The 16,141-nt window shown below is 70.4% G+C and carries 12 protein-coding genes and 1 other RNA gene; 9 read left to right on the top strand and 4 right to left on the bottom strand.

The genetic code is table 11. The annotated features are described in order from the left end of the window. The first annotated feature begins 15 nt into the window (after positions 1-15). A complete protein-coding gene (locus tag AB0H64_RS38435) occupies positions 16-4,959 on the top strand; it encodes an NAD-glutamate dehydrogenase (protein WP_357634937.1) in 4,944 nt (1,647 codons plus the stop codon). 57 nt (positions 4,960-5,016) lie between these two features. Here AB0H64_RS38435 and AB0H64_RS38430 read toward each other — a convergent pair whose 3' ends face one another. Continuing rightward, positions 5,017-6,054, bottom strand: a complete 1,038-nt coding sequence (locus AB0H64_RS38430; protein ID WP_357634934.1) for a hypothetical protein — start codon at positions 6,052-6,054, stop codon at positions 5,017-5,019. A gap of 47 nt (positions 6,055-6,101) precedes the next feature. On the opposite strand from AB0H64_RS38430, the gene prfB reads away from it, so the two are divergent. Continuing rightward, positions 6,102-7,217 carry a peptide chain release factor 2 gene (prfB, locus tag AB0H64_RS38425; protein WP_357634932.1) on the top strand — a complete coding sequence of 372 codons (1,116 nt, stop codon included), beginning with the start codon at positions 6,102-6,104 and terminating at the stop codon, positions 7,215-7,217. Here prfB and AB0H64_RS38420 read toward each other — a convergent pair. After that, positions 7,214-7,405 (bottom strand): hypothetical protein, encoded by a 192-nt coding sequence (locus tag AB0H64_RS38420; protein WP_355442730.1) that lies wholly within the window; start codon positions 7,403-7,405, stop codon positions 7,214-7,216. The two genes, prfB and AB0H64_RS38420, sit on opposite strands and share 4 nt — an antisense overlap. A 203-nt stretch (positions 7,406-7,608) precedes the next feature. Between AB0H64_RS38420 and ftsE the strand changes: the two genes are divergently transcribed. The 5 genes from ftsE (at position 7,609) to ssrA (ending at position 12,448) form a co-directional block, all read left to right on the top strand. Continuing rightward, the gene (gene ftsE / locus AB0H64_RS38415) at positions 7,609-8,298 is read left to right on the top strand and encodes a cell division ATP-binding protein FtsE (protein ID WP_185088544.1); all 690 of its coding nucleotides are present in this window, start codon (positions 7,609-7,611) and stop codon (positions 8,296-8,298) included. A gap of 20 nt (positions 8,299-8,318) precedes the next feature. Further along, positions 8,319-9,230, top strand: coding sequence for a permease-like cell division protein FtsX (gene ftsX, locus AB0H64_RS38410; RefSeq protein WP_357634927.1), 912 nt, complete (start codon positions 8,319-8,321; stop codon positions 9,228-9,230). A gap of 99 nt (positions 9,231-9,329) precedes the next feature. Beyond that, positions 9,330-9,797, top strand: a complete 468-nt coding sequence (smpB, locus tag AB0H64_RS38405) for an SsrA-binding protein SmpB (RefSeq protein WP_357634924.1) — start codon at positions 9,330-9,332, stop codon at positions 9,795-9,797. After that, entirely contained in the window at positions 9,794-11,671 is a 1,878-nt protein-coding gene (locus AB0H64_RS38400) for a penicillin-binding transpeptidase domain-containing protein (protein ID WP_357634922.1), read from the top strand. The genes smpB and AB0H64_RS38400 overlap by 4 nt, the downstream gene beginning before the upstream one ends. Positions 11,672-12,064: 393 nt before the next feature. Next, positions 12,065-12,448: a transfer-messenger RNA gene (gene ssrA / locus AB0H64_RS38395) on the top strand. Positions 12,449-12,471: 23 nt separating this feature from the next. On the opposite strand, the gene AB0H64_RS38390 is transcribed toward ssrA, so the two are convergent. After that, complete coding sequence (locus AB0H64_RS38390) at positions 12,472-13,731, bottom strand: MFS transporter (protein ID WP_357634919.1); 1,260 nt, start codon at positions 13,729-13,731, stop codon at positions 12,472-12,474. A 96-nt stretch (positions 13,732-13,827) separates the two neighbouring features. Here AB0H64_RS38390 and AB0H64_RS38385 point away from each other — a divergent pair, with 96 nt between their 5' ends. Continuing rightward, positions 13,828-14,856, top strand: coding sequence for a helix-turn-helix domain-containing protein (locus AB0H64_RS38385; RefSeq protein ID WP_357634916.1), 1,029 nt, complete (start codon positions 13,828-13,830; stop codon positions 14,854-14,856). Between the two features lie 12 nt (positions 14,857-14,868). Here AB0H64_RS38385 and AB0H64_RS38380 read toward each other — a convergent pair whose 3' ends face one another. Beyond that, on the bottom strand, positions 14,869-15,735 hold the full coding sequence (locus tag AB0H64_RS38380) for an alpha/beta hydrolase (RefSeq protein WP_357634913.1): 867 nt from the start codon (positions 15,733-15,735) through the stop codon (positions 14,869-14,871). A 214-nt stretch (positions 15,736-15,949) separates the two neighbouring features. On the opposite strand from AB0H64_RS38380, the gene AB0H64_RS38375 reads away from it, so the two are divergent. After that, a complete protein-coding gene (locus tag AB0H64_RS38375) occupies positions 15,950-16,105 on the top strand; it encodes a hypothetical protein (protein ID WP_175587533.1) in 156 nt (51 codons plus the stop codon). The last annotated feature ends 36 nt before the right edge of the window (positions 16,106-16,141 follow it).

Here is a 16,141-nt window from a genome sequence, read left to right as displayed (position 1 = left end):
AGGAGTGAGAGCGACATGCCGCTCGACGAGGCCAAGCTCGACGAGGCCAAGGACGAGTTGCTCCAGCGAGCCGCGCAGAGGTACGCGGCCGTGAGCGACCACATGAGTCCCGAGGAGGCACTGGCCCTGCTGCGGGTGTACTACCGGCACGTGGCGCCGGAGGACCTGCTCGACCGCGGTCCCGTCGAGGTGTACGGCCCGGCCATGTCCCAGCGACGGCTGGCCGCGGTGCGTCCGCAGGGCCGCGCGACGGTCCGGGTCTACACCCCCACGGTGGCCGAGCACGGCTGGGACCCCGGCCGCTCGGTGGTGGAGGTGGTCACCGACGACATGCCGTTCCTGGTCGACTCCGTCACGATGGAGCTCGACCGGCACGACATCGGCATCCACCTGCTCGTCCACCCCCAGATGAGGGTGCGCCGCGACATGACGGGCCGCATGCTCGGCCGCGGCCAGGAGGACGTCACCGGCCAGCTCATGGTCGAGTCGTGGATGCACCTGGAGATCGACCGGCAGGCCGACCCCGAGGCGCTCAAGCGGCTGGAGGACGACCTCCAGCGGGTGCTGGCCGACGTCCGGCACGCGGTCGAGGACTTCTCGAGGATGCGGGCCCTGGCCGTGCAGACCGCCGAGGACCTGTCGATGAACCCGCCGCCGCTGGAGCCGGCCGAGGTCGAGGACAGTCTCGACCTGCTGCGCTGGCTCGCCGACGGGCACTTCACATTCCTCGGCTACCGCGAGTACCGCCTGGAGAGCACCGACGAGGGCGACGCGCTGCGCGCGCTGCCCGGCACGGCGTTCGGCATCCTGCGCGACGACAAGATCGGCTCCACCAGCTTCTCGGTGCTGCCGCCCGAGGTGCGCGCGAAGGCCCGCGAGAAGCAGCTCCTCATCATCACCAAGGCCAACTCCCGCGCCACCGTCCACCGGGCCGCCTACCTCGACTACATCGGGGTGAAGCTGTTCTCGCCCGAGGGCGAGGTCATCGGCGAGCGCCGCTTCCTCGGCCTGTTCACCCACGTGGCGTACAACGAGTCGATCTCCCGGATACCGGTCCTGCGCCGCAAGCTGGGCGCGGTCCTGGAGCGCGCCGGGTTCACCGCCGACAGCCACGACGGCAAGGACCTCATCGAGATCCTGGAGACGTTCCCGCGCGACGAGCTGTTCCAGACCTCGATCGACCAGCTCCTGCCGATCGCGCTGGGCGTGCTGCGGCTGCGCGAGCGCAAGCAGGTCAAGCTGTTCCTGCGCCGCGACGACTACGGCCGCTACATCTCCTGCCTCATCTACCTGCCGCGCGACCGCTACACCACGCAGGTGCGGCTGAAGATGCAGGAGGTGCTGCTGAAGGCGCTCGGCGGCAGGTCGCTCGACTACAGCGCGATGATCGGCGAGTCCGCGCTGGCCCGGCTGCACGTCGTCGTGCGCGGCGAGCGGGGCAAGCAACTGCCGCAGCCCGAGGTGGACGTCGAGGAGCTGGAGGCGCGGCTGGCCGCGATCACCCGCTCCTGGCCCGACGACCTGGCCGTGGCGCTGACCGAGACGTCCTCCGAGGAGGAGGCGCCCCGCCTGGTCAGGCGCTACCAGCAGGCGTTCCCCGAGGGGTACAAAGCGGACTTCTCGCCCGAGACGGCCGTCGCCGACGTGCGCCGGCTGGAGCGGCTGGCTGCCGGCCACGACGACGCCATCGACATCGACCTGTACGTGCCGGACGACGCCGAGGAGGGCGAGCGGCGGCTGAAGATCTACAAGGTCGGCCGCCCCATCTCGCTGTCCAAGGCGCTGCCGCTCATCCAGCGGCTCGGCGTCGAGGTCGTGGACGAGCGCCCGTACGAGATCGACACGTACCGGACGGCCGTCCCCGACTCCGCCACCGGCGTCACCCTGGAGGAGAACTCCGGAGGGCCGGGCGAGGACGTCCGCAACTGCTGGATCTACGACTTCGGCCTGCGCTTCACCGCCTCGGAGGAGGCCGCCGGCGACGACGTCAAGCGCCTGTTCGAGGACGGCCTGGTCGCGCTGTGGAGCGGCCGGATCCAGGCCGACAACTTCAACGCGCTGATCCTGCGCGCCGGCCTGACCTGGGAGCAGGTCGAGATCCTGCGGGTCTACGCCAAGTACCTGCGCCAGGCGGGCAGCGCCTACTCCGAGCGGTACATGGAGCGGGTGCTGACCGGCAACGTCCGGCTGTCGCGCCTGCTGGTGCGGCTGTTCGAGGCCCGGCTCGACCCGCGGCGCTCCGAGGACGCGCGCGCCGACCTGGCCGGCGCCCTGGAGGAGGAGATCCTGGGCGCGCTCGACGAGGTCGCCTCGCTCGACGAGGACCGGATCCTGCGGGCGTACCTGGAGATGATGCGGGCGACGCTGCGCACCAACTACTTCCAGACGGTCGACGGGCGCCGCAAGCCGTACATCTCGCTGAAGTTCGACTCGCAGGCGATCAGCGCGCTGCCGCTGCCGCGGCCCAAGTACGAGATCTTCGTGTACTCGCCGCGCGTCGAGGGCGTCCACCTGCGATTCGGCAAGGTGGCCCGGGGCGGCCTGCGCTGGTCGGACCGGATGGAGGACTTCCGGACCGAGGTCCTCGGCCTGGTCAAGGCGCAGATGGTGAAGAACACCGTCATCGTGCCGACCGGCTCCAAGGGCGGGTTCGTCGTCAAGCGGCCGCCCGCGTCCGGCTCCCGCGAGGAGGTGCTGGCCGAGGGCGTGGCCTGCTACCGGACCTTCATCTCCGGCCTGCTCGACGTCACCGACAACCTCGTCGACGGCAAGGTCGTGCCGCCCGCCGACGTCGTCCGGCACGACGGCGACGACCCCTACCTGGTCGTGGCCGCCGACAAGGGCACCGCGACGTTCTCCGACATCGCCAACGGCGTGGCCAAGGAGTACGGCTTCTGGCTGGGCGACGCCTTCGCCTCCGGCGGCTCCATCGGCTACGACCACAAGGTCATGGGCATCACCGCCCGCGGCGCCTGGGAGTCGGTCAAGTACCACTTCCGCACCATGGGCGTGGACGTCCAGAGCACCGACTTCACCGTGGCGGGCGTCGGCGACATGTCCGGGGACGTGTTCGGCAACGGCATGCTGCTGTCACGGCACATCCGCCTGGTCGCCGCGTTCGACCACCGCCACATCTTCATCGACCCCACGCCCGACGCCGCCGCCTCCTTCGCCGAGCGGCAGCGCCTGTTCGAGCTGCCCCGCAGCTCGTGGGCCGACTACGCGCCCGAGCTGATCTCGCCCGGCGGCGGCGTCTTCCCGCGCACCGCCAAGTCGATCTCCATCACCCCGCAGATGCGCGAGGCGCTCGCCCTGCCCTCCGGCGTCAACTCCCTGGCGCCCAACGACCTGATCAGCGCCATCCTCAAGGCCCCGGTCGACCTGCTGTGGAACGGCGGCATCGGCACCTACGTCAAGGCGAGCGCCGAGTCCAACGCCGACGTCGGCGACAAGGCCAACGACCCGCTCCGCGTCGACGCCGCCGACCTGCGCTGCAAGGTCATCGGCGAGGGCGGCAACCTCGGCTTCACCCAGCTCGCCCGCATCGAGTTCGCGCTCAACGGCGGCCTGGTCAACACCGACTTCATCGACAACTCCGCGGGCGTCGACACCTCCGACCACGAGGTGAACATCAAGATCCTGCTGGACCAGGTCGTCCGCGACGGCAAGCTCACCGACACGCAGCGCAACGAGGTCTTCACCTCGATGACCGACGAGGTCGCGCACCTCGTCCTGCGCGACAACCACGCGCAGAACGTGGTGCTCGCCGCCGCCCGCTCCCAGGCCGTGGAGATGCTCCACATCCACGCCCGCTACCTGCGGCGGCTCGAACGCGAAGGGCTGGTCAACCGGGAGCTGGAGTTCCTGCCGTCGGACAAGACGCTGGCCGAGCGCCGCCAGGCGCGGCTCGGGCTCACCGCGCCCGAGTTCTCGGTGCTGCTCGCCTACACCAAGCTGGTGGTGGACGCCGAGCTGCTCGCCTCCGACCTGCCCGACGACCCCTACCTCGCGTCCTGGCTCGTGTCGTACTTCCCCTCGGCGCTGCGCGAGCGGTTCCGGGAGTACATGGACGCCCACCCGCTGCGCCGCGAGATCATCACGACCTGCGTGGTGAACGAGCTGGTCAACTCCATGGGCACCACGTTCATGTACCGCTTCGCGGAGGAGACCGGCGCCTCGACGCCCGACATCGTGCGCGCCTACCTGGTCGCCCGCGAGGTCTTCGACCTGCCCAGCTTCTACCGCCAGGTGGAGGCGCTGGACAACGTCGTCGACACGAGCACGCAGATCGCCATGCTGCTGGAGGCCCGCAAGCTGGCCGAGCGCGGCACCCGCTGGCTGCTCACCAACCGCCGCCCGCCGCTCGACCTCGCGGGCTCGGCCGGCTTCTTCCTCAAGGGCGTCAACGGCCTGCTCGCGCACATCCCCAAGCTGCTCACCGGCCCCGACCTGGCGGCCTTCGAGGAGCGCCGCGACTCCTTCGTGGCACGGGACGTGCCCGTGGACCTCGCCGAGCGGGTCGCGGCGATGGTGCCGGCCTACTCCACGTTCGACCTGGTGGAGGTCTCGGCGGTGACGGAGCGGCCGGCCAACGAGGTGGCCGAGGTCTACTTCGACCTGGCCGACCGGCTCCAGCTCGCCCGGCTCCGGGAGCGCGTCATCGCCCTGCCGCGTGACAACCGGTGGAACGCGATGGCCCGCTCGGCGCTGCGCGATGACCTCTACGCCGCGCACGCCTCCCTCACCCGCGACGTCCTGGCGCACAGCACGCCGGGCCTGTCGCCGGAGGAGCGGCTGGCCCTGTGGACGGAGGCCAACTCGGCCGCCGTCGGCCGCGCCAGGCAGACGCTGTCGGAGATCTGGGAGAGTGACAACTTCGACCTGGCCACGCTCTCGGTCGCGCTGCGCGCCGTCCGCACGCTGGTCGCCACCAGCAACCTCCCGCACGCCGAGTCCTGACTCACCGGTACGGCCCGTCCCGCCGCGGGCGGGCCGTACCGCCCTGCCCGCCCCGGCTCACTCGCCGGAGGCGCGGGTGAGTGAGCCCTCATGGGCGATGACCCGGGCCGCGGCCGGAGCCGACGCCGGGGGGACGACCGTGGCGTACTGGTGGGTCTCGGTCAGCTTCAGCGTGCGCCGGACCGTCTTGGTGTCGATCGCCCACTCGGCGTTGCCGGGCACCGGGATGCCGGGGCCCTTCTCGTCGGTCCGCATCGTCGTGGTCGTGTTGCGAGACAGGGAGTACTGGATCAGCGCGCCGCCGTCGCGGGTGCGCAGCGCGTAGACCGGGTAGTCGTTGCCGCTGAAGATCGAGTCGTAGCTCAGTCCGTCGGTGCCCTTGGCCTGCACGCGCTCCCGGCTGATCTCCTCGGCGAGGTCGGTGGTGTAGGGGCCGGGCGCGATCAGACCGGCCGTCACGCCGGTGGCGCCCGCCTCGGCCACGGTCGCGTGCAGCGGGCCCATGTACTGCGGGCTGATGGTGACGCTCTTGTCGCCCAGGGCCAGCGCCGTCGCGTAGCCCTCGGGGTCGAGCTGGACCGGCGGCGGGTCCTGCCCGTCGAGCAGCCGGGTCACCGCGCTGATCTGCCACTCGGCGCCCTTGGTGAAGGTCACCAGGGTCGGGTGGCCGTCGCGGGTCACCAGCGCCGTGAACCACGGCGACGACTCGTCGGCCGGGAAGCGTGGCACGTACAGGACGGGTGAGCCCCACTCGTAGCGCCGCGGATGGTAGTCGGTGGACTGGTAGGCGGCGATGGTGAGCTGGGCCTCGGCGTCGCGGGTGAGGTCGAGCGCGTCGCGCAGCGTGCCGTCGCGCAGCTTGGGCGCGGCGGCCCGGAGCGCGTCGTCGGTGGCCGTCAGCGTGGAGAACACCTCGCCGGCCTGCGCGGGCGTGACGGCCGGCAGCGGCAGCGCCGGCGCGGCGGACGCCGAGGAGGTGACCGCCGCGCCCGTGAGGGCCGGCACGGGCGCGGCCGGACCGCTCGAACAGGCGACCGCACCGGCCAGCAGCCCGCCGGCGAGCGCCAGCGCCTTCAGCCGACCGTATGCACGCACCTCGCCATGTTATTCGGGCGCGCGAGGGTCGCGTACCCTTGGGAGACGTGGCAGTCATCGATCCGGCAGAAGAGATCAACGAGCTCGCGGGCACGCTCCGGAGCATCCAGGACGTCCTCGACCTCGACGGGATGCGCAAGCAGATCGAGGAGCTGGAGCAGCAGGTGGCCGCCCCCGACCTGTGGGACGACCCCGAGCAGGCCCAGAAGGTCACCAGCAAGCTGTCCCACCTCCAGAGCGAGCTCAACCGGGTGGACGGGCTGGCGCGCCGGATGGACGACCTGACCGTCCTGTACGAGCTGGCCGCCGAGGAGGCCGACGACGACACGCGGGCCGAGGCCGACAAGGAGCTGGCCGCGCTGCGCTCCGACATCGGCGCGCTGGAGGTCCGCACCCTGCTGTCGGGCGAGTACGACGCGCGCGAGGCGCTCGTGACGATCAACTCCCAGGCCGGTGGCGTCGACGCCGCCGACTGGGCCGAGATGCTGCTGCGCATGTACCTGCGCTGGGCCGAGCGCAAGGGCTACCCGACCGAGGTCTACGAGACCTCCTACGCGGAGGAGGCCGGCATCAAGTCGGCCACGTTCACGGTCAAGGCCCCCTACGCGTACGGCACGCTGCGCGGCGAGCACGGCACCCATCGCCTGGTCCGCATCAGCCCGTTCGACAACCAGGGCCGCCGGCAGACCTCGTTCGCCGGCGTGGACATCGTGCCGGTCGTCGAGCAGACCGACCACATCGACATCAACGAGGACGAGATCCGCGTCGACGTCTACCGCTCCTCCGGCCCTGGCGGCCAGGGCGTCAACACGACCGACTCGGCGGTCCGCATCACCCACCTGCCGACCAACATCGTCGTCTCCTGCCAGAACGAGCGCTCCCAGCTCCAGAACCGCGCGACCGCCATGGTCGTGCTCCAGGCCAAGCTGCTGGAGCGCAAGCGCCAGGAGGAGGCGGAGAAGATGTCGGAGCTGCGCGGCGCCACCACCACGTCGTGGGGCACGCAGATCCGCAACTACGTGCTGCACCCGTACCAGATCGTGAAGGACCTGCGCACGGGCACGGAGGCGGGCAACCCGACGGCGGTCCTGGACGGCGACCTCGACGGGTTCATCGAGTCGGAGATCCGGTGGATGCGCCGGCAGGAGTCGGAGACCGCCTAGAGACGGCTCAGGTGCTCGAGCACCAGGGTCAGGAACAGCAGCGCGAGCAGCAGTCCGACGATGAGAGCGGGTGACAGCCCGGCGAAGCCGTGGTTGTGCAGCCGCTCGCGATTGGCGCGGCACAGGGCGCAGCGCCCCTCGATGACGGGGTGGGCGCACTGCGCGCAGACGAGGTGTTGGCAACTCATGTCAGCCCCAAGTGTAGCCGCACAATCGTTTTGTTTCCGTTATGGACGTTCCATGCCAGTCTTCCCCCTAGACTGTCCTCTGGCCAATCGGAACGTCGATCATCGGTAAAACCTGGCGTCCCCGATAGCCGCGCGGCGGGAAGTGGGCATGTGCCACCCTCGCTTCCGTCCTGACCCCTAGACTGGCATGCCGTGATGCTCTCGTGATCCATTTCGATAATGTCACCAAGGTCTACGCGAACCAGAACCGGCCCGCGCTCGACCACGTCTCGGTTGACGTGGACAAGGGCGAGTTCGTGTTCCTCGTCGGTCCCTCGGGATCAGGCAAGTCCACGTTCCTGCGCTTGGTGCTCAAGGAGGAGCGACCCAACTCCGGCGCCATCCATGTCGCCGGCAAGGACCTGGGCCGCCTCTCCAACTTCAAGGTGCCGCACCTGCGCCGCCGCATCGGCTGCGTGTTCCAGGACTTCCGCCTGCTCCCGAACAAGAACGTCTACGAGAATGTGGCGTTCGCGCTCGAGGTCATCGGCAAGCCGCGGCGGTTCATCCGCAAGGTGGTGCCCGAGGTCATCGAGCTGGTCGGCCTGGAGGGCAAGGCGCACCGGATGCCCGACGAGCTGTCCGGCGGCGAGCAGCAGCGCGTCGCCATGGCCCGTGCGTTCGTCAACCGGCCGATGATCCTGCTGGCCGACGAGCCGACGGGCAACATCGACCCGGCGACGAGCATCGGCATCATGAAGGTGCTCGACCGGATCAACCGGACCGGCACTACTGTCGTCATGGCCACGCACGACGCGGCCATCGTCGACTCCATGCGCAAGCGTGTCGTGGAGCTGGAGGACGGCAAGATCGTCCGCGACCAGTCGCGTGGCGTGTACGGCCAGGCGTACTGACAGGGAGCAGCAGGCAAACCATGCGGGCGAATTTCATCTTCTCCGAGGTCTGGATCGGCCTCCGTCGCAACCTGACCATGACGATCGCGGTGGTGATCACCGTGGCGGTCGGCATGGCGATGCTGGGCGTCGGCTTGATGATCAACGCCCAGGTCGGCATGATGAAGGACTTCTGGTACGACAAGGTCGAGATCTCGGTCTTCCTCTGTGACAAGACCTCGGTCGCCGAGTCGTGCGGCGGCAAGGCCATCACTCCCCAGCAGACCGCGGCGCTCAAGGCCAAGCTCGAGCAGACTCCGGGCGTGGCTCCGGGCGGGGTCATCTTCGAGGACCAGAAGCAGGCCTACGAGAACTACAAGCAGGCCTATGCCTCCAACAAGGCGCTGCTCGCGGCCACGACGGTCAAGGACATGCCGACCTCGTTCCGGGTGAAGCTGAAGGACCCCGACATCTACCAACCTGTCGTCCAGGCGATGCAGGGGCAGCCGGGCGTCTCTCAGGTGATCAACCAGAAGGAGCTGATCGGCAAGTTCTTCGGCATGCTGGACACGCTCAGATCGGCCGCGCTCACGGTGGCCATCATCCTGGTGCTCGCCGCCGCCCTGCTGATCGGCAACACGGTGCGGCTGTCGGCCTTCAACCGCCGCCGCGAGACCGGGATCATGCGTCTGGTCGGCGCCTCGAACCTGTACATCCAGCTCCCGTTCGTGATGGAAGGCATGATCGCCGGCCTGATCGGCGGCGTGCTGGCCGCGATCATGCTCATTGTGGCGAAGGTCTTCATGTTCGAGGAGCTGAGCCGGTTCGTCGCCATCGGCGCCGAGCTGGGCTGGGACCAGGTGGCGCAGGCCATCACGCTGACCATGGTGATCGGCGTGGTGATCTGTGTGCTGGCCTCGTTCGTGACGCTCCGCCGCTATCTCAGGGTCTGAGCCGTGTTCATGGTCGCACTCCCGACGGACCTCCGTTGGCATCGCGGGCTCGCTCTCCGCGGTCCTGCTCGTCGCTCCGGACGCCGGTAAGGTCGAGGCATGCCACGTGAGACGGGGCGGAAGGTCATCGCCCAGAACAAGCGTGCTCGGCACGACTACCATGTCGAGGACACCTTCGAGGCGGGTCTGGTGCTGCAGGGCACCGAGGTCAAGTCCCTGCGCGAAGGACGCGCCTCGCTCGTCGACGGTTACGCCACCATCGACGACGGAGAAGCGTGGCTGCTCAACGTCCACATCCCCGAGTACACCCAGGGGACGTGGACCAACCACGCCGCGCGCCGCAAGCGCAAGCTGCTGCTCCACCGCAAGGAGATCGCCAAGCTGGCCGCCAAGACCAAGGAGGGCGGTCTGACGATCGTGCCGCTCTCCCTGTACTTCAAGGACGGCCGGGCCAAGGTCGAGATCGGCGTGGCCCGCGGCAAGAAGGACTGGGACAAGCGGCAGTCGCTGGCCGAGCAGCAGGCCAAGCGGGAGATGGCCAGGGCACTGCGCCACCGCAACCGATGAGCCGTCCCCGCCTACGCCGTACGCTGGCCGCGACGCTCGCCGTCGCGGCCGCGTCCACCACCCTGACCGGGTGCCTCGACGAGTCGTCGCCGCACGACGCGCTGCGCGACTTCCTCGTCGGCTGGCAGACGGGTGACTACGCGCTCGCCGCCCGCCGTACCGACGGCGACGAGGCGGCGGTGCGCAAGACGCTGTCGGACGTGAAGGTGGAGCTGGACGCCGCGTCCTTCCGCTTCAAGATCAAAAAAGTGGACCTGAACGGCGACGAGTCGCAGGCCGACTTCCGGGCCGAGGTCGACCTGGGCGAGAACAGCCCGCTCTGGGTCTACGACGGCCGGCTGCCGCTGCACCTGGTCGACGGCGTGTGGAAGGTGCGCTGGTCGCCCTCGGTCATCCACCCGCAGCTCAAGGAGGGGCAGCGGTTCGCGGTGGACCCTCAGGCCATCCAGCGCAAGCCGATCGACGACCGCGCCGGTGAGTCGTTGCAGACCTCCCAGGTGGTGTACGTCGCCGGGGTGCGCCCGTCGGAGCTCGGCGCGCGGGCCGAGGAGGTCGTCCAGCAGCTGTCGAAGGAGACGGGGTTCGCCCACGACCGGCTGCTCAACCGCATCCGGTCGTCGCCGCCCAACGAGTTCGTGCCGCTCGCCCACTTCGGCAGCAAGCGTTACCAGCAGCTGAAGGACAGGCTCGGCCAGATCGAGCAGCTCACGGTCCAGCCGCAGGAGCAGCCGTTCGCGCCCAAGGAGCCCAAGGACATCGTGGGCAAGGTCAGCGCGCTCACGCCCCAGACCGAGCAGAAGCTCGGCGGGCCGCAGCGCGCCGGCGACTCGGTCGGCCAGAGCGGCCTGCAGAAGGCGTACCAGGACTACCTGACCGGCTCCACCCAGACCCGCGTGGTCATCCTCGACTCCAGGACCGGCAAGGAGGTCGCGCTGCTCAAGGAGTGGCGGCCCGACCGCAAGAACCAGCCGGTCAAGACCACCATCGACAGCTCCGTCCAGGACGCCGCCGACCGGGCGCTCTCCGAGGGCGGGACGGGCGCCCTCGTCGCGGTGGACACGTCGACCGGGGAGATCCGGGCCGTCGCCACGAACGGGATGAACCAGGAGAAGGACGCGCTGGCCGGCAAGTACCCGGCAGGCACCGCGTTCTCCATCGTGGCCACCGACGCCCTCGTCAAGGCGGGCGTGAGCACCAGGCTGCGGCTGGCGTGCCCGGCCGAGCGCACGGTCGGCGGCGCCCGGTTCGTCGAGTCCGGCCAGGTGAGCGGCGTGGCCGGGACGGCGCCGACGTTCCAGGAGAACTTCGCCAGGGGTTGCGTCACCGCGCTGGCCTCCCTCGCCCGCCTCGTCGACGCCGGGGCGCTCGCACGGAGCGCCAAGGCGTTCGGCATCGGGCAGGCGTGGCAGCTCCCGCTCAAGTCGTTCAGCGGATCGCTGGGGGAGCTGAGCAGCGACGCCGACAAGGCCAAGGCCATCGCCGGGCAGAACGTACAGGTCAGCCCGCTGTCCATGGCGCTCGTCGCGGGGGCCGTGGCCTCCGGCACGTGGCGGCCGCCGGTGCTCGTCACCGACCCCGCCTCGCCCGACCCCGCCGGCGAGATCACGCCCGTACCCGCGCCGCAGCCGGTGCCGCTCGACCCGAAGGTCCGCACGGCGCTGACCGCGATGATGCGGGCCGGCGCCGCCGGCACGCCCGCGCAGGCGGGCGACGGCACCGTGCACGGCGTGACCGCGCCCGCGGGCGAGGAGGAGAGCCGGCAGCGGTGGTTCGTCGGCTGGCAGGGCGACCTGGCGATCGCCGTCCTGGCCAAGAACTACGACCCGGCGGCCATCGCGGGTGAGTTCTTCGGCGCCCTGCGCGACCAGACCTGACGCCCGCCCCGGCGGGAGCCCTCATGCCGTTCCGTGACCAGGTGCTGGCGCAACGCTGATACGGCGGAGCAACCCGGCGGGCCTCCGGTGGCGTCTTACAGAGTGACTGGGCCGCTCGGGGGGTTGCGGTTCCAGTCATCGCGATGAGACCAGGACTTCATCTCGGGGGAAGTCCTGCCGTCGGACCGGCTCGACCCTGCCGGTCGGCCCCCGGGGGCGCGCGCTTCAGGCCGCGCTTCCGGGGGTTTCGCGCGCCTTCGGCGGGTTTCATGCGCTTGCGGCGGTGAACACGCGGCGGACTCCGGGAATCAAGTTGGCATCGGAGCTGTTATCAGGGGTATCGTCATGTTGCTCGGTCGCCGCGAGAGCGGGGACCGTGTTGACAACTGCACAGGGGGTGACTGGCTTCGACTTCGACTTTGCAAGTCAGGTGAAGCGGGCCGAGGACTGCGGACATAACCTCGTTAATCCTGTGACCGCAAACAACAAGTGCCAATTCCAAGCGCACTGAGGTCGGCCAGGGTTCCCTGGCTCTCGCTGCCTAAGTAGCGAAACCTCTGTCAGCCCGGGAGCGCCTTCGGCCCGGTGTCTGACATCGTTAGAAGGCTCAACCGATCAACCCGGCCACGGGGGCGATCGGGAAATCTCACAGTGGCTGAGCCCGTCGGCGACTCGCCTGCGTGATCGCCGGGGCTGAGAAAAGCACAGCAGGCTGCGCCCGGAGAAGCCCTGTCTTGGGGTTGAAGGACGCGGGTTCGATTCCCGCCACCTCCACCTGTGTGTCATCAACGGCGGTGCCCTCACGGGCACCGCCGTTTTTGCGTTCCTCCTACGTTGATCAATCCGCCGATCGGCCCGCCTGTGCGGATCTCGATGCCGTGAGCGTCGTCGCGGAGGCTTCGGCGGTGCAGGGCGGCGAGGTGGCGGGCCAGGGCAAGGGTGCTCAGCGTCGCCAGGAGGGCGCAGACGGCCCACCAGCCGGCGTGGGCGTAGGCGCGCGCCCCGAGCCAGGACCCCGTGCTGCCGCCCAGGAAAGCGCAGGTCATGTAGGCGGTGTTGAGCCTGCTGCGGGCGTCGGGACGCAGGGCGAGGATCCGGGCCTGGTTGGCGACCATGCCCGACTGCATCGCGACGTCCAGCAGCAGGATGCCCGCGATCAGGCCGGCCAGGCCCGGTGTGCCGCCCAGAGCGCCCGCCGCGAGGACGGCGGCCGAGGCGAGCGCGCCGAGCATGCAGACGAGGTTGACTTTGTCGGGTCCGTGGCGGTCCACCAGGCGTCCGGCGAACGGAGTGCAGAACATGGTCACGCCGCTGACCAGGGCGAGCGCCCCGGCCACCTGAAGTCCCAGGCCGTACGCCGGGCCGGTGAGCAGGAGCGAGAAGCACGTCCAGACGGCGGAGAATCCGCCGAAGATGGTCGCCTGGTAGAGGCAGGAGCGGCGCAGGTCCGGCTCGGTGCGCAGCAGGCGCAGCGACTCGGCCAGCAGCGCCGGGTAGCGTTGCCTCGACGGTGGAGAGGTGGACGGCAGTGTGCAGGCCAGCACCGTCGCGAGGAGCAGGACCAGGACGGCGGCCACCAGGTAGGGGGCGCGCCATCCCAGCCGCTCGCCGAGCACCCCGCCGAAGGTGCGGGCGAGGAGGATGCCGCCGAGTGACCCGCTCAGCAGGGTGCCCATCACCGCCCCGCGGCGATCATCGGCCACCAGCCCGGCGGCCAGCGGGACGACGATCTGCGCGGCCATGGTCGTGACGCCGATCAGGGCGGCGGCGCCGACGAGGTACGGCAGTGTGGGCGCGCTGCCCGCGGCGAGCAGGCTCAGAGCGGTGAGAGCGAGCAGGGTGACGATGAACGGCCGGTGCCGGACCCGGTCACCGAGCGGCACCAGCAGGAAGATTCCCACCGTGTAGCCGAGCTGGGTCGCGCTCACCACCAGCGCGGCCGAGTCCGGTGACACCCGCAGCGCGTCGGCGATCAGCGGGCTGATCGCCTGCGGGAAGTACAGGTTGCCCACCGCGACCGCGCAGGTCAGGGACAGGAGCAGGAGCAGCCTGCGGCTCATCTCAGCCCACCGTCCGTCGAACATGGAGTCCAGGTGTCATGCCATGCATTGCACGGCACCGCCGCTTCGCCGCCAATCGATGTAGCGTGTGACTTAATGATCAGCTTTGCGCTCGGCGTCGAGGACCTGGCCGACACCCGTTTCGCCGTCTCGCCCATGTACGAGACCATTCTCAGCCTGCGGGTGCTCCGCGATCCGGGGCTGCACGCGTTGCACCTGCCGTGGCGCAGGTCGGTGCTCGGCGCACTCGCCCCGAGCGACACTCGCCTGCTGATGTCCCTGGTCGCGGGCAGGCTCACCCTGCCCGACTTCCTGACTCCGCGGCCCGCGACCTTCGCCCCCGCGTGGGAGGAAGAGCTGGCCGTCATCCGCGGCACTTCCTCTGACGTGGTGCGCCGGGACCTGCTGGCCGCACACAGGCCGGACCCGCTCCCCGATGTTCTGCACGACGCCTGCGTGGGCGACGACGCGTCCGTCATCGGACTCCGCGACGAGATCTGCGCGCTTCTGCGGCGGTACTGGGAGCTGGCCGTCGAGCCGCTGTGGCCGCAGATGCGCCTCGTCCTGGAAGCGGACATGACCTACCGCGCGAGGCGGCTGGCCATGGGCGGCGCCCGGCTGTTGTTCGCCGACATGCACCCGAACCTGCGATGGCACGACGGCGTGCTGCACATCGACAACGTGATGGGCGACCACCGCGTCGAAGCGTCAGGCCGCGGTCTGCTGCTGGTGCCGTCGGTGTTCGCGCACAAGCCCGCGCCGCCGGTCAGCGCGGAGGAGGCGCCGATGCTGGCCTATCCCAGCCGTGGGGTGGCGACGCTGTGGAGCCCGGCGCCGCCCACCGACGCGGCCGCTCTGGTCTCACTTCTCGGGGAACCCAAGGCCAGGCTGCTCGGCCTGCTCGCGGAGCCGTTGCCGACGGTCGAGATCGCCCGCCGGCTCCGGGTGACGCCGAGCGCGGTGTCCCAGCACCTGCGCGTGCTGTACGCCACCGGCCTGGTCACCCGCTCGCGTGACGGACGGCAGGTGCTGTACCGCCGCAGCGGCTTGGGCGACCGGTTGACCGAGACCTCGGTCAACCCGGCGGCAGCCGCGATGAAAGCCCGGACCGGCGTCAGCGGCTGACCGGCCCCTTGCTCAGCCGCTCGCTGCGACACCGGCCGAAGACGGCTCCAGGAGCCAGGCGAGCGTGGCGGGGGTGGCGTCGAAGTGGCCGGCGTGGCCCGCGTCCGGCTGCACCGTGAGCGTCGCGGTGGGGATGCGGGAGGCGAGCCAGCGCGCGTGGGCGACCGGCACGACCGAGTCCAGCTCCCCGTGCCACAGCCGCACCGGCACGGTGATGGTGGCCGGGTCGAAGCCCCACGGGCTGCCGAACAGCGCCAGCACGTCGTCCACCCAGCCGCCGAGGCCGGGACGGACCGCTTCGGCGTACGCGGCGGCGAGCATGGAGCCGATCTCGGGGCGGCCGAGGACGGCCGCCTCGGTGGCCGGGAGCCGCGGCGGCCCCGAGGCGCCGGAGCTCTCCGCGGCGAGGTACGCCGCCATGGCGGCCCGGTCCCGCAGGGCGACCTCGGCGCTGCGGACGTTGCCGTCCATCATCCCGGCCGTCCAGTCGAGCCCGCCGGCGTCGCGCGGCGCGAGCCCGGCCAGCGAGGCGACGCGCAGGGCCCGGCCGGGATGGCGGGCGGCGAACGCCAGCGCGTGCGGCCCGCCCCCGGAGACGCCGTACACGGCGAAACGGTCGAGGCCGAGGGCGTCGGCGACGGCGGCGACGTCGTCGGCCCCGTCCACCACCCGCCGTCCGGGCAGGGGCGTGGAGCCGCCGAAGCCGGGGCGGTCGAAGGTGATCAGTCGGATGCCGAGGCCGGTGAACAGGGAGTCGTCGGGGTGGCGGGCCAGCCGGCCCATCGGGCTGCCGTGCAGACAGAAGACCGGCGTCCCGTCGGGCACGCCCCACTCCTCGACGGCCAGCGTGCGGCCGTCCACGGTGATCACTTCGCGCATTCCGGCAATCTAGCTGGGACGGGACTTATGACTCACATGGTTTCGTTCTGGGCGGATTTCCGCCGAGCACGGCGTGCCGGCGCGGGACTCCCTCCGAGATCATCGATGAAAGCCCTGGTCGAAGGCTTAATGGGAACCAGGGTGATTAGAGATCGGTGGTGGGGAAGTGGAAGAGGCGAGTCCGGGTCAGTCCCGGTTGTCCATGGAGGGCAATGTGATCATTCTCGGTCTGATTCTCGTGGTGCTGGGATGGCTGCTCGGCATCTCGATTCTCTACACCATCGGCGGCATCCTGCTGCTCATCGGCGTCGTCTTCCTCGTCCTCGGATCGGTCGGGCGTCCCGTCGGTGGGCGGCGGTACTGGTGGTGAGGTCGGTCGCCGGCGTGGCGGGCGCCCGCCCGCCAC

The organism is Nonomuraea sp. NPDC050733 (assembly GCF_040654215.1).
Taxonomy (GTDB): domain Bacteria; phylum Actinomycetota; class Actinomycetes; order Streptosporangiales; family Streptosporangiaceae; genus Nonomuraea.
Note: the sequence above shows the minus strand (reverse complement) of the source record. Positions and strands in the feature narration are given on the sequence as shown.

Excerpts from the sequence above, each read along its gene's own strand:
- AB0H64_RS38435 (WP_357634937.1), top strand. The coding sequence starts at position 16 with ATGCCGCTCGACGAGGCCAAGCTCGACGAGGCCAAGGACGAGTTGCTC.
- AB0H64_RS38420 (WP_355442730.1), bottom strand. The coding sequence starts at position 7,405 with ATGAGTTGCCAACACCTCGTCTGCGCGCAGTGCGCCCACCCCGTCATC.
- ftsX (WP_357634927.1), top strand. The coding sequence starts at position 8,319 with ATGCGGGCGAATTTCATCTTCTCCGAGGTCTGGATCGGCCTCCGTCGC.
- smpB (WP_357634924.1), top strand. The coding sequence starts at position 9,330 with ATGCCACGTGAGACGGGGCGGAAGGTCATCGCCCAGAACAAGCGTGCT.
- AB0H64_RS38400 (WP_357634922.1), top strand. The coding sequence starts at position 9,794 with ATGAGCCGTCCCCGCCTACGCCGTACGCTGGCCGCGACGCTCGCCGTC.
- AB0H64_RS38390 (WP_357634919.1), bottom strand. The coding sequence starts at position 13,731 with ATGAGCCGCAGGCTGCTCCTGCTCCTGTCCCTGACCTGCGCGGTCGCG.
- AB0H64_RS38385 (WP_357634916.1), top strand. The coding sequence starts at position 13,828 with ATGATCAGCTTTGCGCTCGGCGTCGAGGACCTGGCCGACACCCGTTTC.
- AB0H64_RS38380 (WP_357634913.1), bottom strand. The coding sequence starts at position 15,735 with ATGCGCGAAGTGATCACCGTGGACGGCCGCACGCTGGCCGTCGAGGAG.